Source organism: Sinomicrobium pectinilyticum, assembly GCF_003725735.1.
Taxonomy (GTDB): Bacteria; Bacteroidota; Bacteroidia; order Flavobacteriales; family Flavobacteriaceae; genus Sinomicrobium; species Sinomicrobium pectinilyticum.
Window position 1 is genome coordinate 182,713 of record NZ_RJTM01000029.1, and the last position, 22,724, is coordinate 205,436.

At 45.9% G+C, this 22,724-nt stretch carries 21 protein-coding genes; 11 read left to right on the forward strand and 10 right to left on the reverse strand.

The window, feature by feature from the left end:
- Positions 1-4: 4 nt before the first annotated feature.
- The 5 genes from hemL to ED312_RS06190 form a co-directional block, all read right to left on the reverse strand.
- A complete protein-coding gene (hemL, locus tag ED312_RS06170) occupies positions 5-1,291 on the reverse strand; it encodes a glutamate-1-semialdehyde 2,1-aminomutase (protein WP_123215130.1) in 1,287 nt (428 codons plus the stop codon).
- Positions 1,292-1,346: 55 nt separating this feature from the next.
- Positions 1,347-2,159, reverse strand: a complete 813-nt coding sequence (locus tag ED312_RS06175) for a glucosaminidase domain-containing protein (protein ID WP_123215131.1) — start codon at positions 2,157-2,159, stop codon at positions 1,347-1,349.
- A gap of 60 nt (positions 2,160-2,219) precedes the next feature.
- Entirely contained in the window at positions 2,220-3,113 is an 894-nt protein-coding gene (locus tag ED312_RS06180) for a 1-aminocyclopropane-1-carboxylate deaminase/D-cysteine desulfhydrase (protein WP_123215132.1), read from the reverse strand.
- A 115-nt stretch (positions 3,114-3,228) separates the two neighbouring features.
- A complete protein-coding gene (locus tag ED312_RS06185; RefSeq protein WP_148044224.1) occupies positions 3,229-3,711 on the reverse strand; it encodes a hypothetical protein in 483 nt (160 codons plus the stop codon).
- 62 nt (positions 3,712-3,773) lie between these two features.
- A complete protein-coding gene (locus tag ED312_RS06190; RefSeq protein ID WP_123215134.1) occupies positions 3,774-4,100 on the reverse strand; it encodes a hypothetical protein in 327 nt (108 codons plus the stop codon).
- Positions 4,101-4,229: 129 nt separating this feature from the next.
- Here ED312_RS06190 and ED312_RS23700 point away from each other — a divergent pair, with 129 nt between their 5' ends.
- The 7 genes from ED312_RS23700 (at position 4,230) to ED312_RS06225 (ending at position 13,498) form a co-directional block, all read left to right on the forward strand.
- The gene (locus tag ED312_RS23700) at positions 4,230-4,391 is read left to right on the forward strand and encodes a DUF5522 domain-containing protein (protein ID WP_170164455.1); all 162 of its coding nucleotides are present in this window, start codon (positions 4,230-4,232) and stop codon (positions 4,389-4,391) included.
- A 226-nt stretch (positions 4,392-4,617) separates the two neighbouring features.
- Positions 4,618-6,645: a urocanate hydratase gene (locus ED312_RS06200; protein WP_123215136.1), complete on the forward strand. Its 2,028-nt coding sequence runs from the start codon at positions 4,618-4,620 to the stop codon at positions 6,643-6,645.
- 289 nt (positions 6,646-6,934) lie between these two features.
- On the forward strand, positions 6,935-7,474 hold the full coding sequence (locus ED312_RS06205) for a DUF4136 domain-containing protein (RefSeq protein ID WP_123215137.1): 540 nt from the start codon (positions 6,935-6,937) through the stop codon (positions 7,472-7,474).
- A gap of 201 nt (positions 7,475-7,675) precedes the next feature.
- Positions 7,676-7,933 (forward strand): DUF4212 domain-containing protein, encoded by a 258-nt coding sequence (locus ED312_RS06210; protein WP_123215138.1) that lies wholly within the window; start codon positions 7,676-7,678, stop codon positions 7,931-7,933.
- Between the two features lie 139 nt (positions 7,934-8,072).
- Positions 8,073-9,767: a sodium:solute symporter family protein gene (locus ED312_RS06215; protein ID WP_123215139.1), complete on the forward strand. Its 1,695-nt coding sequence runs from the start codon at positions 8,073-8,075 to the stop codon at positions 9,765-9,767.
- Between the two features lie 314 nt (positions 9,768-10,081).
- Positions 10,082-11,986 (forward strand): acetate--CoA ligase, encoded by a 1,905-nt coding sequence (gene acs, locus ED312_RS06220; protein ID WP_123215140.1) that lies wholly within the window; start codon positions 10,082-10,084, stop codon positions 11,984-11,986.
- A gap of 75 nt (positions 11,987-12,061) precedes the next feature.
- Entirely contained in the window at positions 12,062-13,498 is a 1,437-nt protein-coding gene (locus ED312_RS06225; protein WP_123215141.1) for an SLC13 family permease, read from the forward strand.
- On the opposite strand, the gene ED312_RS06230 is transcribed toward ED312_RS06225, so the two are convergent.
- The 5 genes from ED312_RS06230 to pdxR all read right to left on the reverse strand — a co-directional run bounded on the left by ED312_RS06230 (position 13,446) and on the right by pdxR (position 18,872).
- Complete coding sequence (locus ED312_RS06230) at positions 13,446-14,201, reverse strand: ceramidase (protein ID WP_240643036.1); 756 nt, start codon at positions 14,199-14,201, stop codon at positions 13,446-13,448. The two genes, ED312_RS06225 and ED312_RS06230, sit on opposite strands and share 53 nt — an antisense overlap.
- 90 nt (positions 14,202-14,291) lie before the next feature.
- Positions 14,292-14,951: a 3'-5' exonuclease gene (locus ED312_RS06235; protein ID WP_123215142.1), complete on the reverse strand. Its 660-nt coding sequence runs from the start codon at positions 14,949-14,951 to the stop codon at positions 14,292-14,294.
- A gap of 17 nt (positions 14,952-14,968) precedes the next feature.
- Positions 14,969-16,156, reverse strand: coding sequence for a THUMP-like domain-containing protein (locus ED312_RS06240; protein WP_123215143.1), 1,188 nt, complete (start codon positions 16,154-16,156; stop codon positions 14,969-14,971).
- Positions 16,157-16,163: 7 nt separating this feature from the next.
- On the reverse strand, positions 16,164-17,252 hold the full coding sequence (locus ED312_RS06245) for an AI-2E family transporter (protein ID WP_123215174.1): 1,089 nt from the start codon (positions 17,250-17,252) through the stop codon (positions 16,164-16,166).
- A 144-nt stretch (positions 17,253-17,396) separates the two neighbouring features.
- Positions 17,397-18,872: a MocR-like pyridoxine biosynthesis transcription factor PdxR gene (gene pdxR, locus ED312_RS06250; protein WP_123215144.1), complete on the reverse strand. Its 1,476-nt coding sequence runs from the start codon at positions 18,870-18,872 to the stop codon at positions 17,397-17,399.
- Positions 18,873-18,953: 81 nt separating this feature from the next.
- Between pdxR and ED312_RS06255 the strand changes: the two genes are divergently transcribed.
- The 4 genes from ED312_RS06255 (at position 18,954) to ED312_RS06270 (ending at position 22,718) form a co-directional block, all read left to right on the forward strand.
- Positions 18,954-19,415, forward strand: a complete 462-nt coding sequence (locus ED312_RS06255; RefSeq protein WP_123215145.1) for a DoxX family membrane protein — start codon at positions 18,954-18,956, stop codon at positions 19,413-19,415.
- Positions 19,416-19,425: 10 nt separating this feature from the next.
- Positions 19,426-20,853, forward strand: a complete 1,428-nt coding sequence (locus tag ED312_RS06260) for a pyridoxal phosphate-dependent decarboxylase family protein (protein ID WP_123215146.1) — start codon at positions 19,426-19,428, stop codon at positions 20,851-20,853.
- A gap of 69 nt (positions 20,854-20,922) precedes the next feature.
- Entirely contained in the window at positions 20,923-21,462 is a 540-nt protein-coding gene (locus ED312_RS06265) for a thioredoxin family protein (RefSeq protein ID WP_394342853.1), read from the forward strand.
- 107 nt (positions 21,463-21,569) lie between these two features.
- The gene (locus ED312_RS06270) at positions 21,570-22,718 is read left to right on the forward strand and encodes a serine hydrolase (protein WP_123215147.1); all 1,149 of its coding nucleotides are present in this window, start codon (positions 21,570-21,572) and stop codon (positions 22,716-22,718) included.
- Positions 22,719-22,724 lie beyond the last annotated feature (6 nt).

A 22,724-nucleotide genomic window follows, 5' to 3' on the forward strand; every position in this document is an offset into this window, starting at 1 on the left:
GTTTTTAAAGAGACATCGCGATCTTGTCCACAGCATTTATGGTAAAATCGAGGTCTTCATAGCTCAGGGCATCGTTGAGGAACCAACTTTCGAACGCGCTCGGTGGGAGGTGAATGCCTTCGTTCAGCATGCCGTGGAAGAACTTTTTAAAGCTGTCGTTGTTCCCGGTTGCCGAACTGGTGAAATCTTTTACTTCCTTGTCTGTAAAGTGTATGGATATCATAGAGCCCATCCGGTTGATGCGGTGGGTTATTCCATGTTTGGTCAGTACCCTGGCAATACCTTTGTGAAGGTACTCCGTTTTTTCTTCCAGGCTTTTGAATATCTCCGGGCTGTTGTTGAGTTCCGAGAGCATGGCCAGTCCTGCACTCATGGCAAGCGGATTACCGCTAAGGGTACCGGCCTGGTATACCGGGCCGAGCGGGGCCAGGTGGTTCATAATTTCATTTCGGGAGGCAAAAGCCCCTACGGGAAGCCCGCCACCTATAACCTTACCGAAGGTAACTATATCGGCCTTTATATCAAAGACCTCCTGTGCCCCGCCACGGGCGAGACGGAAACCGGTCATTACTTCGTCAAAAATAAGCAGGGCGCCGTATTGGTCACAGAGGGACCTTAATCCTTGAAGAAAGCCTTCCGCGGGGAGGATGCATCCCATGTTTCCGGCAACCGGTTCTATGATGATGGCGGCAATTTCATTTTTATTGGCCTCAAACAGGGCCTTTACGGATTCCAGATCGTTGTACGTGGCCAATAAAGTGTCTTTGGCCGTTCCTTGTGTAACCCCCGGGCTATTGGGAGAACCGAACGTGACCGCACCACTTCCGGCCTGGATAAGGAAAGCGTCGGAGTGGCCGTGGTAACAACCGGAAAATTTGATGATCTTTTCCCTGTCCGTATATCCCCGGGCCAGCCGCACTGCACTCATGCAGGCTTCTGTGCCGCTGTTTACGAAACGTATCTTATCGATATTCGGGACCATAGAAACCGCAAGCCGGGCAATTTCTGTTTCTGTTTCGGTAGGCATTCCGAAGGAAGTGCCTTTTTCCGCTTTTTCGGTGACCGCCCTGATCACAGGTTCATGTGCATGCCCGAGGATCATAGGCCCCCAGGATGCGATATAGTCGATCAGCCGGTTACCATCCGCATCGTACAGGTAGGCACCCTTGGCCCGTTCGATGAAAACGGGGGTCCCTCCGACGGATTTAAAGGCTCTTACGGGCGAATTAACGCCCCCCGGTATATATTTTTCGGCTTCTGCAAATAATGCGCTGCTTCTTTGATATATCATATTTTGTAATTTTTTTTTTGGATGAGCCGCACGGCCGTGCGGCTTTACTGAAATACTATCGTATTTTTAGTTCCTGTCCTACGGCAATATTGTTGTTTCTCAACCGGTTTGCTCTTTTAAGGGCCTCTACGGTAGTATTGTATCTTTTGGAAATAGAGTACAACGTATCGCCGCGACGAACAATATGCCTTGTGTCGTTATCCGAAACGACTCGTTCCCTTCTTCCCGAACTGCCAAGCACCTGCTCGTCATAGATATACAGCCGGTATTTATCTATAAGGCCAATGAGTTTTTGCGGATAACGGGGATCGGTGGCATACCCCGCTTTTCTCAGTCCTTTGGCCCATCCGTGATAGTCGTCTTTACGAAGGTCGAACAGGGAGGCGTACCTGCTCCTGCTGGTGAGGAAAAGAGAGTGGTCCCTGTATGAGGTCATGGGGTGATCGTACTTCCGGAAGCATTCCCCTTTTTCATCATCATCGTGATATTCCATGCCGCCGGACCAGCCGGTGTGGCATTTAATACCGAAGTGATTGTTGGTTTTCAGTGTCAGTTCTCCCATGCCCGATCCGCTTTCCAGTATACCCTGCGCCAGGGTAATACTCGCCGGGATACCGAATTCCCGCATTTCGTCCTGTGCAATGGAGGCGAATATTTCGATATATTCTTCGGTAGAACTTACTTTCATCCGGGTAAAGCCGGTGTTTTTGGTGTCATTCTCTTTTTTCACCGGTTCCGTCGGGGTTTTGGGTTCTACCCTTACCGTTTTGGTTTTGTCAGTATTTCGTTTCCTGGCCGCTTTTTTCTTGGAACCGCAGGAAGAGGCCACCAGCCCCAAAATGATAAGTGCAAATAATATTTTTCGCATGCTTTTGTTGGTTAACTTATTGTCCTTTTAACACCAGGTGCAGGGTTATAGTATTGCCCCCTATCGTATGAGAGGCAGTTTCTTGTTTTTCAGCATCGTATTCATTCCCGGAATTCCCTGTAAACCACCGGTATGAATAGCCAGCACTTTTGAACCGCTCTTAAAATAACCGTTGTTTATGAGTTTTAGTATGCCGTACAGCATTTTGCCCGTATAAACCGGATCCAGCGGAACCCCTGTTTTTTGCCTGAAATCATTTATAAACCGGATGAGGTCCTCATTTACCCGGGCATATCCGCCGAAATGGAATTCATTTTGTAAACGCCAGTTATCTTTCTGCGCAAATTTACGAATATCATCGGTTAAAAAATCACCTTTCAGGGCAGGGAATCCCAAGATTTCCTGATTTTCTCCGGAACTGTTTATCAATCCGGCTATGGTACCACCCGTACCGACGGCACAACAAATATAATCGAAGCCGGTATCCCCGGTTTCCAGTATTTCTTCACAACCCTTTACGGCAAGCCGGTTAGTGCCTCCTTCGGGAAGCAGGTAAAAAGGCTCGTATTCTTCCCACAGTTTTTCCTGAAATTCCGGGGTATCCTTCCTGCGAAAATCAGACCGGGAGATAAATTTCAGCTTCATGCCTTCTTTTCGGGCAAAGCTGAGCGTAGGGTTTTCATCTGCTTTTTCCCGGAGTTCTTCCCCCCTGATCACGCCAATGGTCGCAAACCCGTACGCCCTGCCTGCGGCTGCTGTCGCTGCAATATGGTTGGAATAGGCCCCGCCGAAGGTAAGAAGGGTATGGTGATTTTTCTCCTTAGCTTCCAGCAGGTTGTATTTGAGCTTTCGGAATTTATTTCCCGAAATCAACGGATGTAAAAGGTCTTCGCGTTTGATTTCCAGCCTTATATTCTTTTGCCTGAGGATATCCAATATTATTTCCTGGTTCAAAATGTGTCTGTTAGCAGTACAAAGGTAGGGAAGAAGCAGCAGGAAGCAAAAAAGACAAAAGCCCCGTGTATGGGGCAATTTTTTGTACTCCCGGGGCTTTTCCGGATGATAATACTCATATTTTATTCATCTTACCGAAAGACTCGACGGAATTCCGGTGCAGGGAGTCTGCCCTGCGCATCATGTCCCGGAATAATTTGTGCCGTTGATCCATACTTTGACGGAACAGGCTGTCATTACTGAAAGGATGAAAGAATGTGGAATCGGAGGGAAAGGCACTGAAAAAGTCTTCTCCGAACATATCCGGTATACCGGCGCCGAAGTTCTGCCGGAAGCGGTTCATCAGGCTGTCCATAGTTTCGGGCGATAATTCTTTTCCGTCCGGGGAGAACGACCAGGTATAGGTAGAATCCATACGGATAATATTGCCGTTTTCGTCTACTTCCTTGTCCACTGTCCAGCTTTCCTGAGGTTTCGGGGCAGTGTTTTTAGCCTGTTCCTTGTCATTCGGGTCCGGATTATTGTTTTTGGAAGTTTCTTGTCCGCTACAGGAAACCATTGCGAACAGAACTGTGCATAGGAAAATAAATGGTCTCATTTTTTTAGGTTTTTTTGCTGAAAAATACTGCAAAAAAAATGCCATCCGAATGTTAATGACCGTTAAAAAATGTAGCGGATAAATTGCCATGGTATCCTGGTTTTCAGGTAATCATCGTTGGTTTCGTTGGCATAGGCTTCTCTTTCGAAACTGATATTCTTGTATGCGATGTAAGCACTGCGGTATTTTATCAGGCCAATGAGCCATTCTATGCCGTATACCAGGTAGAAAGGAAAAATCAGGAGTTCCAGCTGCTGCCGCAAATGAATTCTTTCGTGGTTGAGCAGTACCGGGTCATTTTTCAGTTCCGGGGTTTTGAGAAATATCACCGGCCAGAGTGTCAAACCGACATAGCGCTTGGGAAACAGGTATTTGGAAATTAAAATCATATGTCGCTTTCAGGAATGAAATCAAAAAATTATCTTTGTAAAGATAACAAGATATGTACCAAAATAGTGTTCCTCTAACAAATAATTAGCAGGGTCAGGATATTGGTCTTGTCGATTTTTCAGGATTTGATTAAAAAAATTATCCCCATAGAAGAAGGAGATTATTACCTGTCGCCGGAAGGTTATAAAGTGTTTACGGAGCAGTATCACCGCAAAAGAGGTTATTGCTGTGAAAGCGGGTGCAGGCATTGCCCTTACGGATATGACAGGAAAACCAACAGAAAACGCTGATGGACAGAGGCAATATGCAATATAAAATAAAAATTGCCTATACGCATCACAGGGTGGATATACGGTATCCCTAGCCTTTTGTCTGCCGCTCCGTGATCTTTGCGGAGCCTTTTTGTTATTCCGAGTAATAATCTTATTATCTTAATTCCGAATATTTTACATTTAATGCGGTCTAGATAAGGTACGCTCTGTCATACCCGGTTATACCGCTAAATCTTATTATTCTATGACATTTCAAGAACAGATATCAGAAGGAATTCCACTGGAATTACCTGCCGCTCAACCATACGATACCGACGTTAACCACGCCCCGAAACGAAAAGACATACTTACCTCCAAGGAGAAAAAACTGGCATTGCGGAATGCCCTGCGCTATTTCGACAAAAAACATCACGCTGTTTTATTGCCGGAATTTGCGGAAGAGCTGGAAAAATACGGGAGGATTTACATGTACCGTTTTCGTCCGGCTTATCGCATGTATGCCCGCCCGATGAACGAATATCCGGCCAGATCCCGTCAGGCTGCAGCCATTATGCTGATGATACAGAACAATCTGGACCCGGCGGTGGCCCAGCATCCTCACGAACTTATTACCTATGGCGGAAACGGTGCTGTTTTTCAGAACTGGGCACAATACCGGCTGGTGATGAAATACCTGTCCGAAATGACAGAAGAGCAGACCCTGGTTATGTATTCCGGTCACCCGCTGGGCCTGTTCCCGTCGCATAAAGAAGCCCCGAGGGTGGTGGTCACCAACGGCATGATGATACCTAATTATTCCGCCCCGGATGACTGGGAACGGTTCAATGCGCTGGGGGTAACCCAGTACGGACAGATGACTGCGGGAAGTTATATGTATATAGGTCCCCAGGGCATTGTGCACGGAACAACCATTACGGTAATGAATGCCCTGCGTAAAATAGGAAAAAGTCCTTCCGGTCCCGGGGAAAAGGGAACAGGAGCATTGTTTGTCACTTCCGGACTGGGAGGTATGAGTGGTGCGCAACCCAAAGCCGGTAACATTGCGGGGTGTATAACCGTTTGTGCGGAAGTAAATCCCAAAGCCGTACATACGCGGCATTCCCAGGGGTGGGTAGATGAGGTCACGGATGACCTGGACGTTCTTACCGAACGGGTGAAAAAGGCAAAAGCGGCAAATGAAGTAGTTTCCATAGCTTACCTGGGGAACGTGGTTGATGTATGGGAACATTTCGATAAAGAAAATATACATATCGACCTCGGTTCCGACCAGACATCGCTGCACAATCCCTGGGCCGGGGGATACTACCCGGCTGGGCTTCGTTTCGAAGAAGCTAACACGATGATGGCCGATGCCCCGGAAAAATTCAAAGAACATGTACAGGAAAGTCTAAGGCGTCAGGCGACTGCGATAAACAAACATGCGGCACGCGGAACATATTTCTTTGATTACGGCAATGCCTTTCTGCTGGAAGCATCTAGGGCAGGAGCGGATGTCTGGGCTCCCGGAGGTAAAGATGCGGGACCGGAAGAAAAGGAGTTCAGGTATTCTTCTTATGTACAGGATATTATGGGGCCCATGTGTTTTGATTATGGTTTCGGGCCCTTCCGTTGGGTATGTACCAGCGGAAAACCGGAAGACCTTGCCCGTACCGATGGCATTGCCTGTGAAATACTGGAAGAGATACGGCGTAATTCCCCGGAGGAAATACAACAGCAGATGGCCGATAATATCCGGTGGATACGGGGAGCACAGGAAAACAAACTCGTGGTAGGGTCGCAGGCACGTATACTCTATGCGGATGCCGAGGGAAGAATGAAAATAGCAGAAGCATTTAATAAGGCAATAGCTGCCGGAGAAATAGGTGAAGTAGTACTCGGACGTGACCATCATGACGTATCCGGAACAGATTCGCCATACCGGGAAACCTCCAATATTTACGATGGTTCCCGTTTCACTGCTGATATGGCCATTCAGAATGTAATAGGAGACAGTTTTCGCGGCGCAACCTGGGTAAGTATTCACAACGGCGGAGGTGTCGGTTGGGGAGAAGTAATAAATGGAGGGTTCGGCATGGTTCTTGATGGTACTAAGGAGGCCGAAAAACGTCTGAAATCCATGTTGTTCTGGGATGTGAACAACGGCATTGCAAGGCGTAGCTGGGCGCGGAATGAAGAGGCCGTTTTTGCCGTAAAAAGAGCGATGCAGATGGAGCCGCGATTACAGGTGACACTTCCCAACACGGTTGATGATATGCTATTAGAAAATATTTAACAACATGGAATAGTGTATTTATGGTAAAACCAGAGTGAAAATTTGTATTTTTATATGTGAACCGGATATTGCCATGGAAGTACGGGCAGGTGCCGAAGAAGAGTAATCTTAAAAAACAATATGAAATGTCTTTTAGCGGATTTGTCAGATAAAATGATATTCCCTGAGGCATCACTCACGATGATGAATTTAATTATTTTGATGGAGTTCGTAAAACCTCACGCGGTGGTTCCGCATAGCTGACCTGCGATTTCCTTCAGACTTGTTGAAAATAAAAAAAAGAGAACAGATGAAAGCAATAAAACTATTACCGGTACTTTTACTGGCAGTCGTTACCGGGGCTTGTTCCTCGGTACGGGTGGCTGCCGATTATGACAAACATGCCAACTTTAACAGTTACAAGACTTTTGCCTTCTTTAAACCCGGAATAGACAAAGCCGAGATATCGGACCTCGATAAAAAGAGGATACTCCGGGCCATAGAAGCCCAGTTGACAGCCAAGGGGATGACCAAATCGGATAATCCGGATATGCTTATCAGTATATTTACGACAGAGAAAGAACGAGTGGATGTTTATAACAACTACGGCTGGGGCTGGGGCTGGAACCCCTACTGGTGGGGAATGTCATATCCCAATGTATCTACCACTACGGAAGGGTCGCTCTTTATCGATTTTATCGATGCTGAAAAGAACGAACTGGTATGGCAGGGTAAAGGTACGGGATACCTGACCCAGCGAATGGATAAGAAAGAAGAACGGATCAATGAATTCGTGCAGAATATCCTTGAAAAATATCCTCCCGGAACAGAAATAGCAAGTAACAAATAATTCCGGATAAAGTAGAATTTTTTGAATAGATCCCCCGCAGCATATTGCGGGGGATTTTTTTATGCTTTTATTTGTTTGGAAAATGGGCTGTTGTGTTGGAAAATGTTGCGATAATGCTATTTTAGTGTGTTTTTTGATTACGGGATAGGTGTTATTAAGTTAAAATATTATATTTATTGCTGTAAATAAAGAATTTGTTTAATGACATCGAAGCAAAGAGCAACAGCTTACTGGAAGGAGAACATCAAGTATCTCTGCATTCTCCTTTCTATCTGGTTCCTGGTATCCTATGGAGCGGGAATAGTATTTAAAGATCTTCTGAATCATATTCATATCGGCGGTTTCGAACTTGGGTTCTGGTTTGCCCAGCAAGGAGCCATTTATGTTTTCGTGATCCTCATTTTCGTATATATCCGGTTGATGAACAAACTGGACAAGAAATACGGTTATGACAAGTAAACCATGTAACCGCGTGCATACCTGTTAAGTAGAACCCCTCTTTTTCGTTTCCGGGAGATATAAATATCCCCCGGATAAAAATCCCGTACAGTGCCGCTTTTATGCTTCTTTGTTATAAAATACATAAATACAACCAACCATGAGTGTACAGATCTGGACGTATGTCCTCGTTGCCGTTTCATTTGCCATCTATATCGGCATAGCCATATGGTCCCGTGCGGGATCTACAAAAGAGTTTTATGTAGCCGGAGGAGGGGTTTCCCCGCTGGCTAACGGAATGGCCACTGCTGCGGACTGGATGTCCGCAGCGTCTTTTATATCCATGGCCGGTATCATTTCCTTTATGGGATATGACGGGGCCGTATATCTTATGGGATGGACCGGCGGGTACGTACTCCTGGCATTGCTTCTGGCTCCTTACCTGAGGAAATTCGGTAAATTCACGGTGCCTGATTTTATAGGCGACCGCTATTATTCGGCTACTGCACGTACGGTAGCGGTTTTGTGTGCTCTGCTGGTGTCTTTTACGTATGTGGCCGGACAGATGCGTGGCGTGGGGGTAGTATTTTCCCGCTTTCTGGAAGTAGACATCAATACCGGCGTGGTCATAGGTATGGTGATCGTGCTTTTCTATGCAGTGCTGGGAGGGATGAAGGGAATAACCTATACCCAGGTGGCGCAGTACTGCGTGTTGATATTTGCTTTTATGGTACCTGCTATTTTTATTTCCATCCAGATGACCGGAAACCCTGTTCCGCAACTCGGGATGGGAGACACCCTTGCAGATGGCTCCGGGACATATCTGCTGGATAAACTGAACGGACTGTCCGAAGAACTGGGTTTTGCCAAGTATACCGATGGTACCAAAAGCATGATAGATGTCTTTGCCATTACCCTGGCGCTGATGGTCGGAACAGCAGGTCTGCCCCATGTTATTGTGAGGTTTTTTACCGTTCCGAAAGTAAAGGATGCCCGGAAATCAGCCGGACTGGCACTACTTTTTATCGCTATTCTATACACTACGGCACCGGCGGTCTCTGCCTTTGCCAGGACCAATCTGATAGAAACCGTCAGTGACCGCGAATATACGGAGATGCCGGAATGGTTCACCAATTGGGAAGCTACGGGCTTACTGACGTTCACGGATAAAAATGCGGATGGCCGCATACAATACCTGGCAGACGAACAGGCTAACGAACTTCAGATAGATAATGATATTATGGTATTGGCCAACCCGGAGATTGCAAGATTGCCCAACTGGGTCGTAGCCCTGGTTGCTGCGGGAGGACTTGCCGCAGCACTTTCTACTGCAGCAGGGTTATTACTGGTGATTTCCACTTCGGTGGCACATGACCTGATAAAGAAACAGATAAAACCCGATATGTCAGACAAAACGGAGTTATGGATAGCTAGGGGGAGTGCTGCGCTGGCCGTTATCGTGGCAGGGTACTTCGGCATTAATCCTCCCGGTTTTGTAGCAGCAGTGGTAGCCCTGGCCTTTGGCCTGGCGGCAGCTTCGTTTTTTCCGGCGATTATTCTGGGTATCTTTTACAAGCGGATGAATAAAGAAGGGGCGGTGAGTGGAATGATCGTAGGCATATTGTTCATGTTATTTTATATGATGAAATTCAAATTCGCAATGTTCGGCGGTGGCGGGGAAGAAGACTGGTGGTTCGGTATTTCGCCCGAAGGCTTCGGCATGGTGGCCATGATAGTCAATTTTATTGTGGCCCTTGTGGTAAACAGCTTTACCCCCGAACCTCCCGCAGAAGTCCAGGAGATCGTGGAGAACATCCGTATTCCCGGTGGAGCGGGAGATGCGGTTTCGCACTGATCTGTAATTCGGTAAATACGATCATCCGAAGAAAAATATCTGCCGGCTGTAATTTATAGGAACAACAGGTGAGATTATAAGCAAAAAATATTTCAGAAGAAGATTTTAATTATATATTTGATATGTTTTTGCATTTTTATACGGTAAAATAATAAAAAGCAGATACAATTGACAATATGATGTCAACGCTAAGGAAACTTCCGGAACAGTCCGCTTCCGCATTTTCTCCGGGTACGATAATGTTTTAACCGGATTGGGCCTGTCTTTTGCCGTTGACATTGTTACGGTGTAACTATAAAAGAAAAAAACTGACTATGGGTGTTTACGAAGTAAAAAGTTTGGAGCAATATTTTAAGGTTTACAAAAGATCGGTCCGGGAACCCAGGAAATTCTGGTCTAAGATAGCTGAAGATTTTGTTTGGTATAAAAAATGGGACAAAGTACTGGAATACCGGCTCGAAGAAGCAGAAGTGAAATGGTTTGTAAACGGAAAACTCAATATTACCAAAAACTGTATAGATCGTCACCTTGCAAAACGCGGTGACAAGACCGCCATAATTTTTGAGCCTAACGATCCGAATGAACCGGCGGAGCATATTACCTATAACGACTTGTATAACCGGGTATGTAAGATGGCCAATGTTCTCCGGGAGCAGGGAGTGGAAAAAGGTGATAGGGTATGTATTTATCTGCCCATGATTCCCGAACTTGCGGTTACGGTACTGGCCTGTGCACGGATCGGAGCCATTCATTCCGTGGTTTTTGCCGGCTTTTCGGCGTCTGCCCTTGCAGCCCGGATACAGAATTGTGAATGTAAGATGGTCATTACTTCCGACGGTGGGTTCCGTGGAAATAAAACCATAGACCTGAAAAGAATTGTGGATGATGCCCTCGAATCCTGCCCGTCTGTTAAAAAAGTACTCGTAGTCAAACGTACCCATGCGGATATTTCCATGAAGCAAGGTCGGGACGAATGGCTTGCACCCCTGCTTGAAAATGCCTCCAGCGAATCCATTGCAGAAGTCATGGATGCCGAAGATCCGTTATTTATTCTCTATACCTCAGGATCTACCGGAAAACCGAAAGGCATGCTGCATACGATAGCCGGTTATATGATTTATACGGCGTATACCTTCAAAAATGTATTTCAATATGAAGAAAAAGATGTGTTCTGGTGTACGGCAGATATAGGCTGGATCACCGGGCACTCTTATATTTTATACGGCCCTCTTGCCAACGGAGCCACAACGGTAATGTTCGAAGGAGTCCCTTCATATCCCGATTTCGGAAGGTTCTGGGAAGTTGTGGACAAACACAAAGTGACACAATTTTATACGGCACCCACGGCTATCCGTGCCCTGGCAAAAGAAAGCACGAACTGGGTTACCAAATTCGATCTCTCTTCCCTGAAAGTCCTGGGTTCTGTAGGAGAACCTATCAACGAAGAAGCATGGCACTGGTATAACGACCATGTGGGGAATAAAAAATGTCCTATTGTGGATACCTGGTGGCAAACGGAGACGGGAGGACTTATGATTTCCCCGATCGCATTTGCAACACCTACCAAACCCACGTACGCAACACTGCCCTTACCCGGGGTACAGCCGGTATTGATGGATGACAAAAGGAATGAAATAGAAGGAAACCAGGTGGTAGGAAGCCTGTGCATCAAATTTCCGTGGCCTGCTATGGCGAGGACTATCTGGGGGGACCACCGCAGGTATAAAGAAACGTATTTCTCAGCCTATCCCGGAAAATATTTTACCGGTGACGGGGCGCTCAGGGACGAGGTAGGATATTACAGGATTACCGGAAGAGTAGATGATGTGGTCATTGTTTCCGGTCACAACCTGGGTACGGCGCCTATAGAAGATGCCATAAATGAACATCCGGCAGTAGCTGAATCGGCTATCGTAGGGTTCCCGCACGATATCAAGGGAAATGCGCTTTTCGGTTTTATTATTCTCAAGGAAACGGGAGAAACGCGCAACAGGGAAAACCTTACCAAAGAGATCAACCAGTATATCTCCGAACATATAGGACCCATTGCAAAACTCGATAAAATACAGTTTGTAAACGGGTTGCCTAAAACCCGTAGTGGTAAGATCATGAGACGGATACTCCGTAAGATCGCATCCAGGGATACCAGTAATCTCGGGGATACTTCTACTTTACTCAACCCGGAAGTTGTGGATGATATTATAGAAAATGCAGTCTGATTATAATGGCATGCGAATGGTATGGATCACCACCGCATGCCTGTCTTTTCTTTCTGTAATTAAACTGTCTTGTCTATGACTAAAACGATAGGCCTGGTCGCAGGGCCTTTATTGTTTACCGTTTTGTTGCTCACTTTGCAATTCGATGCGCTGCAGCCGGGAGCTCCGCAGGTGGTTGCCCTTGCCGCATGGATGGTTGTGTGGTGGATTACGGATGCGGTTCCCCTGCCCGTAACGGCCTTGCTGCCCCTGGTACTTTATCCGGTTTTCGGAATTTTTACCATGGAAGGGGCTGCCGCACCTTATGCCAGCCCTATTGTATTTTTATTTATGGGTGGGTTCCTTATCGCCCTGGCCATGGAAAAACAAAACCTGCACCGCCGTATAGCACTTAACATACTCAAGATTACCGGCACCAATGCCAATGGTATTATCCTCGGTTTCATGCTGTCTACTGCTTTTCTGAGCATGTGGATATCCAATACCGCCACCGCCGTAATGATGCTCCCCATTGCGTTGTCTATCGTAAAACTTCTGGAAGAAGGAAAGACGGACGAGGAGGAAAAAGGATACAGGCGCTTTAAACTCGGCCTGATGCTGAGTATAGCTTATGCGGCCAATATCGGGGGAGTAACTACTATTGTAGGAACACCGCCAAATGTGGTTTTTGTGGGATTCATGAAAGAATTTTACGGGCAGGAAGTAGAGTTCGGGCGATGGTTGCTTATCGGAATTCCTGTTTGTTTTGTAATGCTTCTGATCACCTACCTGATGATTACCAGGGTACTCTTTCGGCACAAACTGGGCAGGCTGGATGGTTCCGGCGCATTGGTACAGACAAAACTCCGGGAACTGGGAAAAATGAACCTGGCGGAAAAACTGGTGGCCATTGTGTTTTTCCTGACAGCGTGCAGCTGGGTATTCAAATCACAGATCAACAGTTTGCTGGGCGGAGCTTATCTCAATGACACCATTATAGCAATGGGAGGAGGAATACTGATGTTTGTAATGCCCGTACGACTTAAAACGCATGAATACGTGCTTAACTGGAGTTATACGGAAAAGCTGCCGTGGGGCATTCTCCTGTTGTTCGGGGGAGGTATATGTCTGGCCAAAGGATTGGAGAGCACAGGGATTGTAGAGTTTGTGGGGAATGTAATAGCAGGTGACGGCAGTATGCCTCTGTGGCTCCTTATTCTTCTGCTTACAACCTTCACACTGTACGTAACGGAACTGATGAGCAATGTAGCGCTTGTGGTTATTTTTATGCCTATCGTGCTCGGTATAGCAAGGACATTAGAGGTTAACCCGATGTATCTGGCTGTTCCTGTGGCTATAGCTTCCAGTTGTGCCTTCATGATGCCGATATCCACACCGCCTAATGCCATTGTTTTTTCCAGTGGATATATCAGAATGTCCGATATGGTCAAAGCCGGATTTTTTCTGAACCTGATCAGTGTTATTTTCCTCGTAGTTGTGGCACTGACCCTGGTGCATTGGGTATACGGATGATATCATTCTTTCCGGGCGAGTTCCTGTCCAGATAAATATAATACATCAAAAAGAAAACGGCCAGTGCACCGAAACTATGCCATAACCAGTGTGTGCCCATGGGAAAGAAGTCCGAACGGACGTCCAGGTACCTGCACCATATGGCCAGGGAAAAGCTGATAACGGCCAGGAGCACCCATAGTCCGTATAGGTATTTTGTGAAATACAGGTACAGGGCTATCGGTAAAATAATGCCCAGGGCAGCAGCAATATATCCCACAGAAATAGAAATATTTCGCGGCAGGTCCATAAAGCGTATACCGAACATCAGTAATAATACTAAAATCAGCAATGCTGACCTTGACCAGGGATTTTTTCCGGCCTTGATACAGAAGTAAACGGAAGTGGCCAGACATAGCAGCAGAATAGGGACCCAATCCAGTAATAACCATATTTCATGGCTTCTGGTAGCGTGATAGAGGGTACCGCCTATAAACCCGATAAACAGCACCGGAAGTATAAAAGCCAGGAATAAATGCTGTCGGTGGTTTCTGCGGATCTTCCATACAAAATAAATGATGATGGCGAGGAAAAGAAAATTGCTCACGGTATTAAACGGCTCAACCGGCAATCTTCCTTCAATGGTTTCCCTGTATACGGGGCCGCTGTCTTTAGGAAAGCCGGATAAAAGAGCAAGGATATCCATAATAACCGAAGTAATCATAATTTGAGAAGTGTGATGCAAAAAAATCAGTTGATTTCGTCAGGCTGAAATTACGGAAATATTCCTTTATGTTATAATACCGAAGGGTATTTAAAAGAGATCTTTAATTTTGTGTATCCCTTTTTTTTCAAGCCGTGATAATATTTTAAGAAATACCAGGGCCGTGATATAGGCGTCACCTGCTGCCGTATGACGATCGTTTTTGGCTATATTGAGCGTATCGGCCAGTTCATCGAGGGTATAGCTTTTGTTGTAGTCTATGAGGTTGGAAGTTATTCTGGACCTGGTATACAGAGCTGAGGTATCCAGTACCCGGTTTTTCAGTCGCGGCAGCCCGAGTCGTTTAAGGGCCGTATTGATCATCGTTAGGTCAAAATTTGCATGATGGGCCACAAGAACGGCGTTTCCGGCATAGGCGAGGAACCGGCGGATGGCTTCTTCTTCACCGACCGCATCCACACGCCGGTCCTCACGAAGCAGACCGTGTATTTTTACCGTTTCCGGATTAAAGGTATCCTGTTTTACATATATTTCAAAAACGTCTGCTATGGAAATAGTATTTTGTATGACGGGTACCGCGCCTATACTGAGTATCCTATCACTCTTATAGTTGAATCCCGTAGTTTCCGTATCCAGGACCACAAACCTGGTATCCGTAATTCCCGGTTTGGATTTGTGCCGGAAATCCTGCTCATAGGCAAGCCAGTAATCCGGGTATTCCGTATGTTTTTTTTGAAAGAAACTGAACATTTTTTTGTGTTTCCGGTTTAACCTGTTTTCTCACACGCTATCGCTATCTTTTCATCATTCCTGTCGGTCGTGAAAAATACATAGCGGTCCCCCCCGTCCTTAATACCGAACTTTTTCCGTATCTGTGCAACGGTGTCCGGAAAATTTCGGGTGGTAATATTGGCCTGGCTGTTACCCAGTACCTTTTTTAAAGTTTTCTTGTTATAGGTATACACACCTGTAATACGGAAGGTCCTTCCCGGAAAATCCGGGTAAAGGTCCTCGGAAGTGTACAGATGGGAGTGCCGGTGTAACTTTCCCAGGCCCGTTTTTCCGGAGAGCGACCTGAAACCTCCCGATTTCAGTATGGCTGCGTTCGGTTCGTAAAGATACTTGAGCGGGAGTGAATACGATACTTCCGCGTGGTTTTCTTCGTCTTTGATGAAATCAAATCTCTTTTCACCTTCTCCCGTGATGTTTACTGTTTTCAGCACACACTTTCCGAAAAACCCTCTTTGCATTCTCCAGAGTAATTCTTTTACCTCGTTATTTACTGCCACGATGTGCACTTCTTTTACAGAACGGAGTTCCTGTAAACCATTGGTAATATCGAGGATAGGAGAGGTTTTGATGAGAATGTTTTCGGAACGGGAGAAGAGCAGGTCCAGATGTGCCGGGATATCCGGAAGACAATCGGTAAGCATAAATACCTTGCCTTTTGCATCGTTTCTCCGGGAAGGATCGGCATAGATCCAGTCGAATTGCATAGCGGATTTTTCCAGGTAACCGATACCGTCGCCGGAAACCGTAAGGATGTTCTTTACTCCCAGTACTCCAAAATTATGAGATGCTATTTCCGACAGTTCCGGGTTCATTTCACAGTGAATAACCTGACAGCATTTTTCCGCAAAAAAACGGCAATCCACGCCAAAACCTCCGGTGAGATCAATAAGTGTTTTGCCGCTGACAAGGTCTGCTTTATACGCTGCTGTCGTTTCCGATGAAGTCTGCTCCATTGACAGTTTCGGAGGGTAGTATATGCCAGGAGTCCGAAACCACAAAGGCAATTTTTTTTCCGCTTTTTTCCGGGACTCCAGCTGGTTGGCTATATCCTGCATACTCACATTCTGAAAAGGGCTCTTTTTCAACAGGAGAGACAGAGGGTCGGCATCGTTGTTTTTTTGTATAAAATTTTGTACGTCAGTATTTAATATGCTTATATTCAAAGTTTCATTACAGGTTTTTGGTCAAAGACTTGACAATCTTATTCTCGGCGAGAAATTCTTTTAAAATCACCTTTATGGCGGTATATGCAGGTACGGCGACAATCATTCCGCTTACCCCGAAAAGTAATCCTCCTATGATAATAATGAGAAAGATTTCCAGGGGGTGTGACTTTACGCTACTGGAGAAGATTAAGGGCTGGCTGACAAAATTATCGATAAGCTGACCAATGACAAAACCAATGAGCACATAAATACTTTTGGGCAATATCACGGAACTGAAATCTTCCCCCAGGTTACCCGTCATTGTGAGGATAATCATCAGTGCCCCGCCGATAAGAGGGCCGACATAGGGGATGAGGTTGAGCAGTGCACACAGGAAAGCTATGACAATGGCATTGGGGATACCCAGGATAAGCAGGATAATGGTGTAAATCATAAACAGGACCAGTATCTGAAAAACCAGTCCGATGAAATACCTGGATAGCAGGTTCTTTATTTTTTCCATGGACCTTCTGGCTTTTTCTTCCTTATTGTCGGGTACAAGCGTAAAAACCGATGCATCAAAGAGCCTGCTGTCTTTCAGGAAAAAGAAAGAAATAAAAATCACGGCAAACAATCCCGCTCCGAAGTTGCCAAGGGTGCCCACGAGGGAATTGAGGAAATTCGGAATAGCGGACATGCCGAAGCCTGAAAACAGATCGGAATCCTGAATGGATTGTGAAATGTCTATTTGCCTGAAGGCCAGGTAATCGCTTATTTGTCTGTACAGGTTTTCCAGGTTTTTCTGAAGTTCATTGATGTTGAGAAGCGATAAATTATGCCCCTGTTGTATGATAAGGGGGATGAACATGGCCATCAGCCCTACAAAGACACAGACCAGCAGTGTCATGGCTATTACGACAGAAATGGTATTGCCGAATTTCAGCCTGTATTTGAAAAAACGTACGATCGGCCTTCCTATGAGGGATATAACCACTGCAAAGGCAATGTATATCAGTACGGATTGTATCTTGTAAAGAAAAAGAAGCAACACGGCAATACCGGTGAGTATACCTACAGCACGGAGTATGCCGTTCGCAATGATTTTTGAGTTCATCATAGATAATTTTTGTGCTTTTCCGAAAAGCCGGGACTTCGGCCGGAAAAAGTAAATGTAACAATTTTCCGTTTCAGAATAAATAAAAAGGTAGAGAAGGAACAGATACTCTATGCGGAATATCCCGGATTTGCCCGTAAGTGGTCATATCTGGAGAAGCTTTTTTAATATGGCTACTGCTTTTTGTTGTTCTTCCGGATTCAGGGAAGCAAATCCCAGTCTCGCCGTATTGAATTTGCGGCCGGCATTGTCGTATTCCCGGCCATCCGGAATAACCAATCCTTTTTCCCTGGCTTTGGAGGAGAGTACAGCCAGGTCCGTACCGGGGAAATGTGCCCATACCGACATACCGCCACCCGGGACGGCAAAGGATACCCGGTTTCCGAGTTCTTCCCGGAAGAGTGCGCACAAGTGATCTCTTCGTTCTCTGTATATCTTTACCGATTTTTTAATATGCCTGGTTATGGTGCCGTCTTTATACAGTTCCGCAATAGCATTCTCCATGAGGCTGTCTCCCTGTACGTCTATGGATCTCCGAAGATAAACCGCAGCACGGATAAAATTTTGCGGTGCAATCATAAAACCAATACGGATAGAAGGGGCCAGGGTCTTGGTCAATGTGCCGATATATATTACACTTCCCTGCTTGTCCAGGCTTGCCATGGGCATCATCGGTGTACTTGTATAATGAAAGTCGTAATCGTAGTCGTCCTCAATAATAGCAAACCTGTATTCGGCAGCCAGTTCCAGAAGCTTTATTCTCCTTTCGGGGATAAGGGTAACCGTCGTCGGATTGTGATGGTGAGAAATAACATAGATAAAGCGTATGCTTTTCTCCCGGCAAAGCTTTTCTATAGCTTCCACATCTATTCCACCTTCATTAACGGGAACATAATTAACGGAAGCACCGAGCTGGCGGAATGCGAAAGTAGCACCCGTATAGCCCGGTTCGCCTACGATGATCTCATCACCCGGTCTTAGTAATATCGAAGCCGTAAGGTATATGCCCATCTGGGAGCCTTTGGTTATCAGTATGTTTTCGGGGGTAACAGGGAGTCCGCGGGTATCGCTCAGGTTTTCAGCCATGGTTTCGCGGAGCAGAAGTGTTCCCTGTTCTCCGCCATACATCATATATTTTTTTTGTGTTTTTCTGCGGGACAGGCTTCGCATACTTCGCGTGAGTTCTTCCATGGGGGTAAGCCGGGGATCGGGAAAACCGTCATTGAATACCAGCATTTCCTCCGGAGGGAATCCCGAGGTCAGAACAGGGAAGATACGCTCTTCATCAAAACTGAAATGTGTCTTTTTTATACTGCTCTCCTGTCCGGTGTTTGTCCCCGTAAGAGGTTCGGGAGACAGTACGGGAAGTTCCTCTTTGACAAAAGCACCTTTTCGCGGTATTTGTTCTATCCACCCCTGTGCCTGTAATTCATCATAAGCAGCTACAACGGTCATACGGTTTACCTGTACCAAACCGGCAATTTTCCTGGAGCCGGGAAGTCTTGCCCCCTTACGGAGATGCCCGGACATAATACAGTGGATAAAACCGTTGGTAATCTGGATGTATACAGGAGTTTCTCCTTTGTGATTTATCCGTATAAAATCTTTTAAGAAGTGCATATCTGGATTAGTTATTTTGTATATTCTGGATTATTTTGGTCATCCAGTAAAGATATACTTTTGACAAAAACTAATCAAGTAATGGAAACTTCAAAACATTTCAAAACAGAGCGTCCCGCAATTTCCCGTGCCGTTTTACTGTTGCGGCTGGCCCTTTCCGCTACCTTTTTCTCCGCGGTTTTTTCCCGGCTGGGATTGTGGGGAACACAATCTTCCGGCTGGGAACCTTTCCTGGAATATACGGCGCAGGTCAATTCATTTGCACCGTCAGTAGTCATCCCGCTATTTGCCGTAGCAGCAACTGTCCTGGAAACCGTAGTGGCCACTTTATTGCTCCTCGGGTATAAAACACAGGCTGCGGCATATCTTGCGGCATTACTCACGTTAATTTTTGGCCTGGCTATGGCATATTCGTTCGGGATAAAAAGTCCTTTGGATTACAGTGTTTTTGCAGATTGTGCCGCCGCTTTTCTCTTGGCCGAAACAGCTTCAAACGGAGCATGGAGCCTGGAGACATATTTGACAAACAGATGTGTAAATTAAAAACATGCTCATGTTAAAAAAAATAGAAGAACTGGAACGCCGGGCCGGGCAACTGGAACCCGGAGAAGAAATACGGAAACATATTTGTACCGAAGGATATAAGTATGCGGATGATTTTATAAGCAAGCTTCCCGGTATTCCCGGATATGCCCGCAGGGAAATGAGAGAACTAAGATCCATGGAAGTAGAAGAGAACGGCAAAACAATGGAGCAATTACTGGAAATATTAGGCAGTGATGTGGATTACACGGGCATTAACTCCGCTTCCGGAAGGCATATGGGGTATATTCCCGGAGGAGGGCTATGGACAAGTGCCGTAGCCGATATGCTGGCCGCAGTGACCAATCGTTATTCCGGTATTGCGTATTCCAGTCCCGGGGCCGTTGAGATCGAAAACCAAATGATCCGCTGGCTCACTTCGGTTGCCGGTTACCCGGCAGAGGCACATGGCAACCTTACCTCCGGAGGGTCCATAGCCAACCTTATAGCCGTACAGGTAGCCAGAGACCATCACGGTATTAAGGCTTCTAATGTGGAAAAAGCGGTGATCTATTTTACGGAGCAGGTACATCATTGTATTCATAAAGCTTTGCATACTACAGGTTTGTCAGAAGCAATACGCCGAACAGTTCCCGTAGATGAAGATTACCGGATGGATACGGCAACTTTGCGCAAACAGATTTCGGAGGACCGACTCCTTGGATTAAACCCTTTTATGGTAGTGGCAACCGCAGGCACTACGGATACCGGTGCCATAGACCCCCTGGATCAGATTGCGGATATAACAGAAGAATACGGAATGTGGTTTCATATAGATGCCGCTTACGGGGGCTTTTTTAATCTGGTGGAAGCCGTCCGGTATAAATTCAAAGGTTTAGAGCGTTCGGATTCCGTAGTGATGGACCCGCACAAAACATTATTTATCCCTTACGGTTCCGGAGTAGTATTGGTGCGTAATCGCGAGGCACTTCTCAGATCGTATGCCCATCAGGCGGCTTATATGAAAGATGCTTATGGAACAGGACAGTTAGATCCGGCAGATTCGGGGCCCGAACTTTCCAGGCATTTCCGCGGATTGCGTCTGTGGCTGCCCCTGCATCTTCATGGAACAGCACCTTTTCGCGCGGCGCTGGAAGAAAAATTACTGCTTTGCAGGTATTTTCATCGTGAAGCGGGGGCGATGGGATTTGAAACGGGAAAAGAACCCGATCTGTCCGTGGCAATCTTTCGTATTCCGGATGACCCCGATAACAGGAAGAATGAAAGGTTTTTAAGGGTATTACATGCAGATGGCCGCGTGTTCTTTTCATCTACAACAATACGGGGTAAATTATGGATGCGGTGTGCGGTAGTAAGTTTCCGGACACACCGAAGGGAAATAGATATTGCACTGCAAATGATCAGGGAACACAAAGACGGGATGCTTTCTGCAATATAGAAAAAGGAAGCAACAGATTTTTTCCGGGAAACAGCTTTTTTATATCTTTATACGCTAAAATACGGAAACATGGCCTGGATACGATATATATTGTCCTTTATTTTGTTTGTGCTCATGGGGATATTCATGGCTTTTGGCCAAGAAGAAAACCTTTCGGTAGAGTGGTTGAGCTGGGAAGAGGCCATTGATAAAGTGGAAAGTGACAGTACGCCTAAAAAAATATTTGTAGACGTATATACGGACTGGTGCGGATGGTGTAAAAAGATGGATAAGGATACTTTTGCCAATCCGGAGGTTGCTGCTTATATGCGCGATAAGTTTTACATGGTTAAACTGGACGGGGAAGGTAAAGAAGATATAGATTATAACGGGCGTACCTTTAAGTTTGTCGAGGCCGGCAGGAGAGGGTACCACGAATTGGCGGCAGCATTACTTCAAAACCGTTTCAGTTATCCCACAGGGGTTTTTCTGAATGAAAAACAGCAGTTACTTTCCCCTGTTCCCGGTTATCAGGGCCCCGATAATTTCCTCAAAGTAGCCAGGTATTTCGGAGATAATATTTTTGAAACGACTCCCTGGGAAGAGTACAAGAACAATCCCGGGAAATAGTTTTTTTCTTTTATACGATAGCGTAATTTCTTTCGCTATTAACGCAAAGTTTAGTCTTAATTGGAAATAAATTGTTAAATTTACTTCAATCTCAAGGCTTTACTAGTATGTTTCGAATTTTATGCTGTGCTTTTTTTCTTGTCTTAATAACCGGTGCCTGTAAAAAGGAAGCCACAACGGACACGTCTGCGCCACTGGAAACAGTTCTTTCTTCGGACCTGCCCAAGATACGGAAGGTGATGGATGATCCGGACGCACATGGGGTCCAGGTTGTTTTTTCACGTATTACTTATGACTCGGCGGGAAAGCCTGTTTTTAAAGATTTCTTTTACCATGCGGATGACAGCATATATTTCTATCCTGCAAGTACGGTGAAATTTCCTATGGCAATACTGGCCCTTGAAAGGGTAAAAGAAAAGAAATGGATGAACCGGAATACCAGGTTTTATCTGGAAGAGGATACCGTAGAAACTACAGTGGGCGAGGAAGTGAAGAAAATATTTGCCGTAAGTGATAATGAGGCCTTTAACCGCCTTTTTGAATTCCTGGGGACGGATTATGTAAACCAGAAGATGGAAGATAAAGGCTTGATGCCTTTCCGGCTTTCACATCGTTTGTCTGTGGAAGATGCTGCGAATATAGCCACCAGGCCCATAGTAGCTTATAAGAACGACACTACGATGGTGCAATTGTTCTCCAGCTATAATAAAGTCCCCGATACCCTGAAGTTGAAGGAGACATTCAAGGGGAAAGGGTACATGAAAGACAGTGTCCTTGTGGAGGAACCTATGGATTTTTCCATGAAAAATTACTACCCGGTAAAAACGCTTCACAATACTATGAAAAGGCTGATCTTTCCTGAGGTTTACCCGGAGGAACAACGTTTTGACTTAAGGGAAGACGACCGTAAATTTTTGCTCGCTGCAATGAAGGCGACACCTGCCCAGGCAGGCTATGATGCCGGAGAATACCCGGACAGTTTTGACCGTTTCTTTCTTTATGGCGATACCATTACCACGATCCCGGAACACCTGGAGATCTACAACAAGGTCGGGTATGCTTACGGGACACTTACGGACTGTGCATACATAAAAGACAAGGAGAGTGGAGTGGAGTTCATTCTTACGGCCACCGTACTGGTTAACGAAAACGGAATATTCAACGACGGCGTATACGATTATGAAAAAACCGGCCTGCCGTTCCTGGCGGAACTGGGCAGGCAGATTTATAAAAACGAATTAGCTGTCAGGCCGTAAGTACAC

What these genes read in the sequence shown, in the direction of transcription:
- hemL (WP_123215130.1), bottom strand. Translation starts at nt 1,291, where the DNA reads ATGATATATCAAAGAAGCAGCGCATTATTTGCAGAAGCCGAAAAATAT.
- ED312_RS06265 (WP_394342853.1), top strand. Translation starts at nt 20,923, where the DNA reads ATGGCCTGGATACGATATATATTGTCCTTTATTTTGTTTGTGCTCATG.
- ED312_RS06245 (WP_123215174.1), bottom strand. Translation starts at nt 17,252, where the DNA reads ATGAACTCAAAAATCATTGCGAACGGCATACTCCGTGCTGTAGGTATA.
- ED312_RS06215 (WP_123215139.1), top strand. Translation starts at nt 8,073, where the DNA reads ATGAGTGTACAGATCTGGACGTATGTCCTCGTTGCCGTTTCATTTGCC.
- ED312_RS06270 (WP_123215147.1), top strand. Translation starts at nt 21,570, where the DNA reads ATGTTTCGAATTTTATGCTGTGCTTTTTTTCTTGTCTTAATAACCGGT.
- ED312_RS06230 (WP_240643036.1), bottom strand. Translation starts at nt 14,201, where the DNA reads ATGATTACTTCGGTTATTATGGATATCCTTGCTCTTTTATCCGGCTTT.
- acs (WP_123215140.1), top strand. Translation starts at nt 10,082, where the DNA reads ATGGGTGTTTACGAAGTAAAAAGTTTGGAGCAATATTTTAAGGTTTAC.
- ED312_RS06260 (WP_123215146.1), top strand. Translation starts at nt 19,426, where the DNA reads ATGTTAAAAAAAATAGAAGAACTGGAACGCCGGGCCGGGCAACTGGAA.
- ED312_RS06185 (WP_148044224.1), bottom strand. Translation starts at nt 3,711, where the DNA reads ATGAGACCATTTATTTTCCTATGCACAGTTCTGTTCGCAATGGTTTCC.
- ED312_RS06225 (WP_123215141.1), top strand. Translation starts at nt 12,062, where the DNA reads ATGACTAAAACGATAGGCCTGGTCGCAGGGCCTTTATTGTTTACCGTT.
- ED312_RS06200 (WP_123215136.1), top strand. Translation starts at nt 4,618, where the DNA reads ATGACATTTCAAGAACAGATATCAGAAGGAATTCCACTGGAATTACCT.
- ED312_RS06190 (WP_123215134.1), bottom strand. Translation starts at nt 4,100, where the DNA reads ATGATTTTAATTTCCAAATACCTGTTTCCCAAGCGCTATGTCGGTTTG.
- ED312_RS06205 (WP_123215137.1), top strand. Translation starts at nt 6,935, where the DNA reads ATGAAAGCAATAAAACTATTACCGGTACTTTTACTGGCAGTCGTTACC.
- ED312_RS06210 (WP_123215138.1), top strand. Translation starts at nt 7,676, where the DNA reads ATGACATCGAAGCAAAGAGCAACAGCTTACTGGAAGGAGAACATCAAG.
- ED312_RS06175 (WP_123215131.1), bottom strand. Translation starts at nt 2,159, where the DNA reads ATGCGAAAAATATTATTTGCACTTATCATTTTGGGGCTGGTGGCCTCT.
- ED312_RS06255 (WP_123215145.1), top strand. Translation starts at nt 18,954, where the DNA reads ATGGAAACTTCAAAACATTTCAAAACAGAGCGTCCCGCAATTTCCCGT.
- pdxR (WP_123215144.1), bottom strand. Translation starts at nt 18,872, where the DNA reads ATGCACTTCTTAAAAGATTTTATACGGATAAATCACAAAGGAGAAACT.
- ED312_RS06235 (WP_123215142.1), bottom strand. Translation starts at nt 14,951, where the DNA reads ATGTTCAGTTTCTTTCAAAAAAAACATACGGAATACCCGGATTACTGG.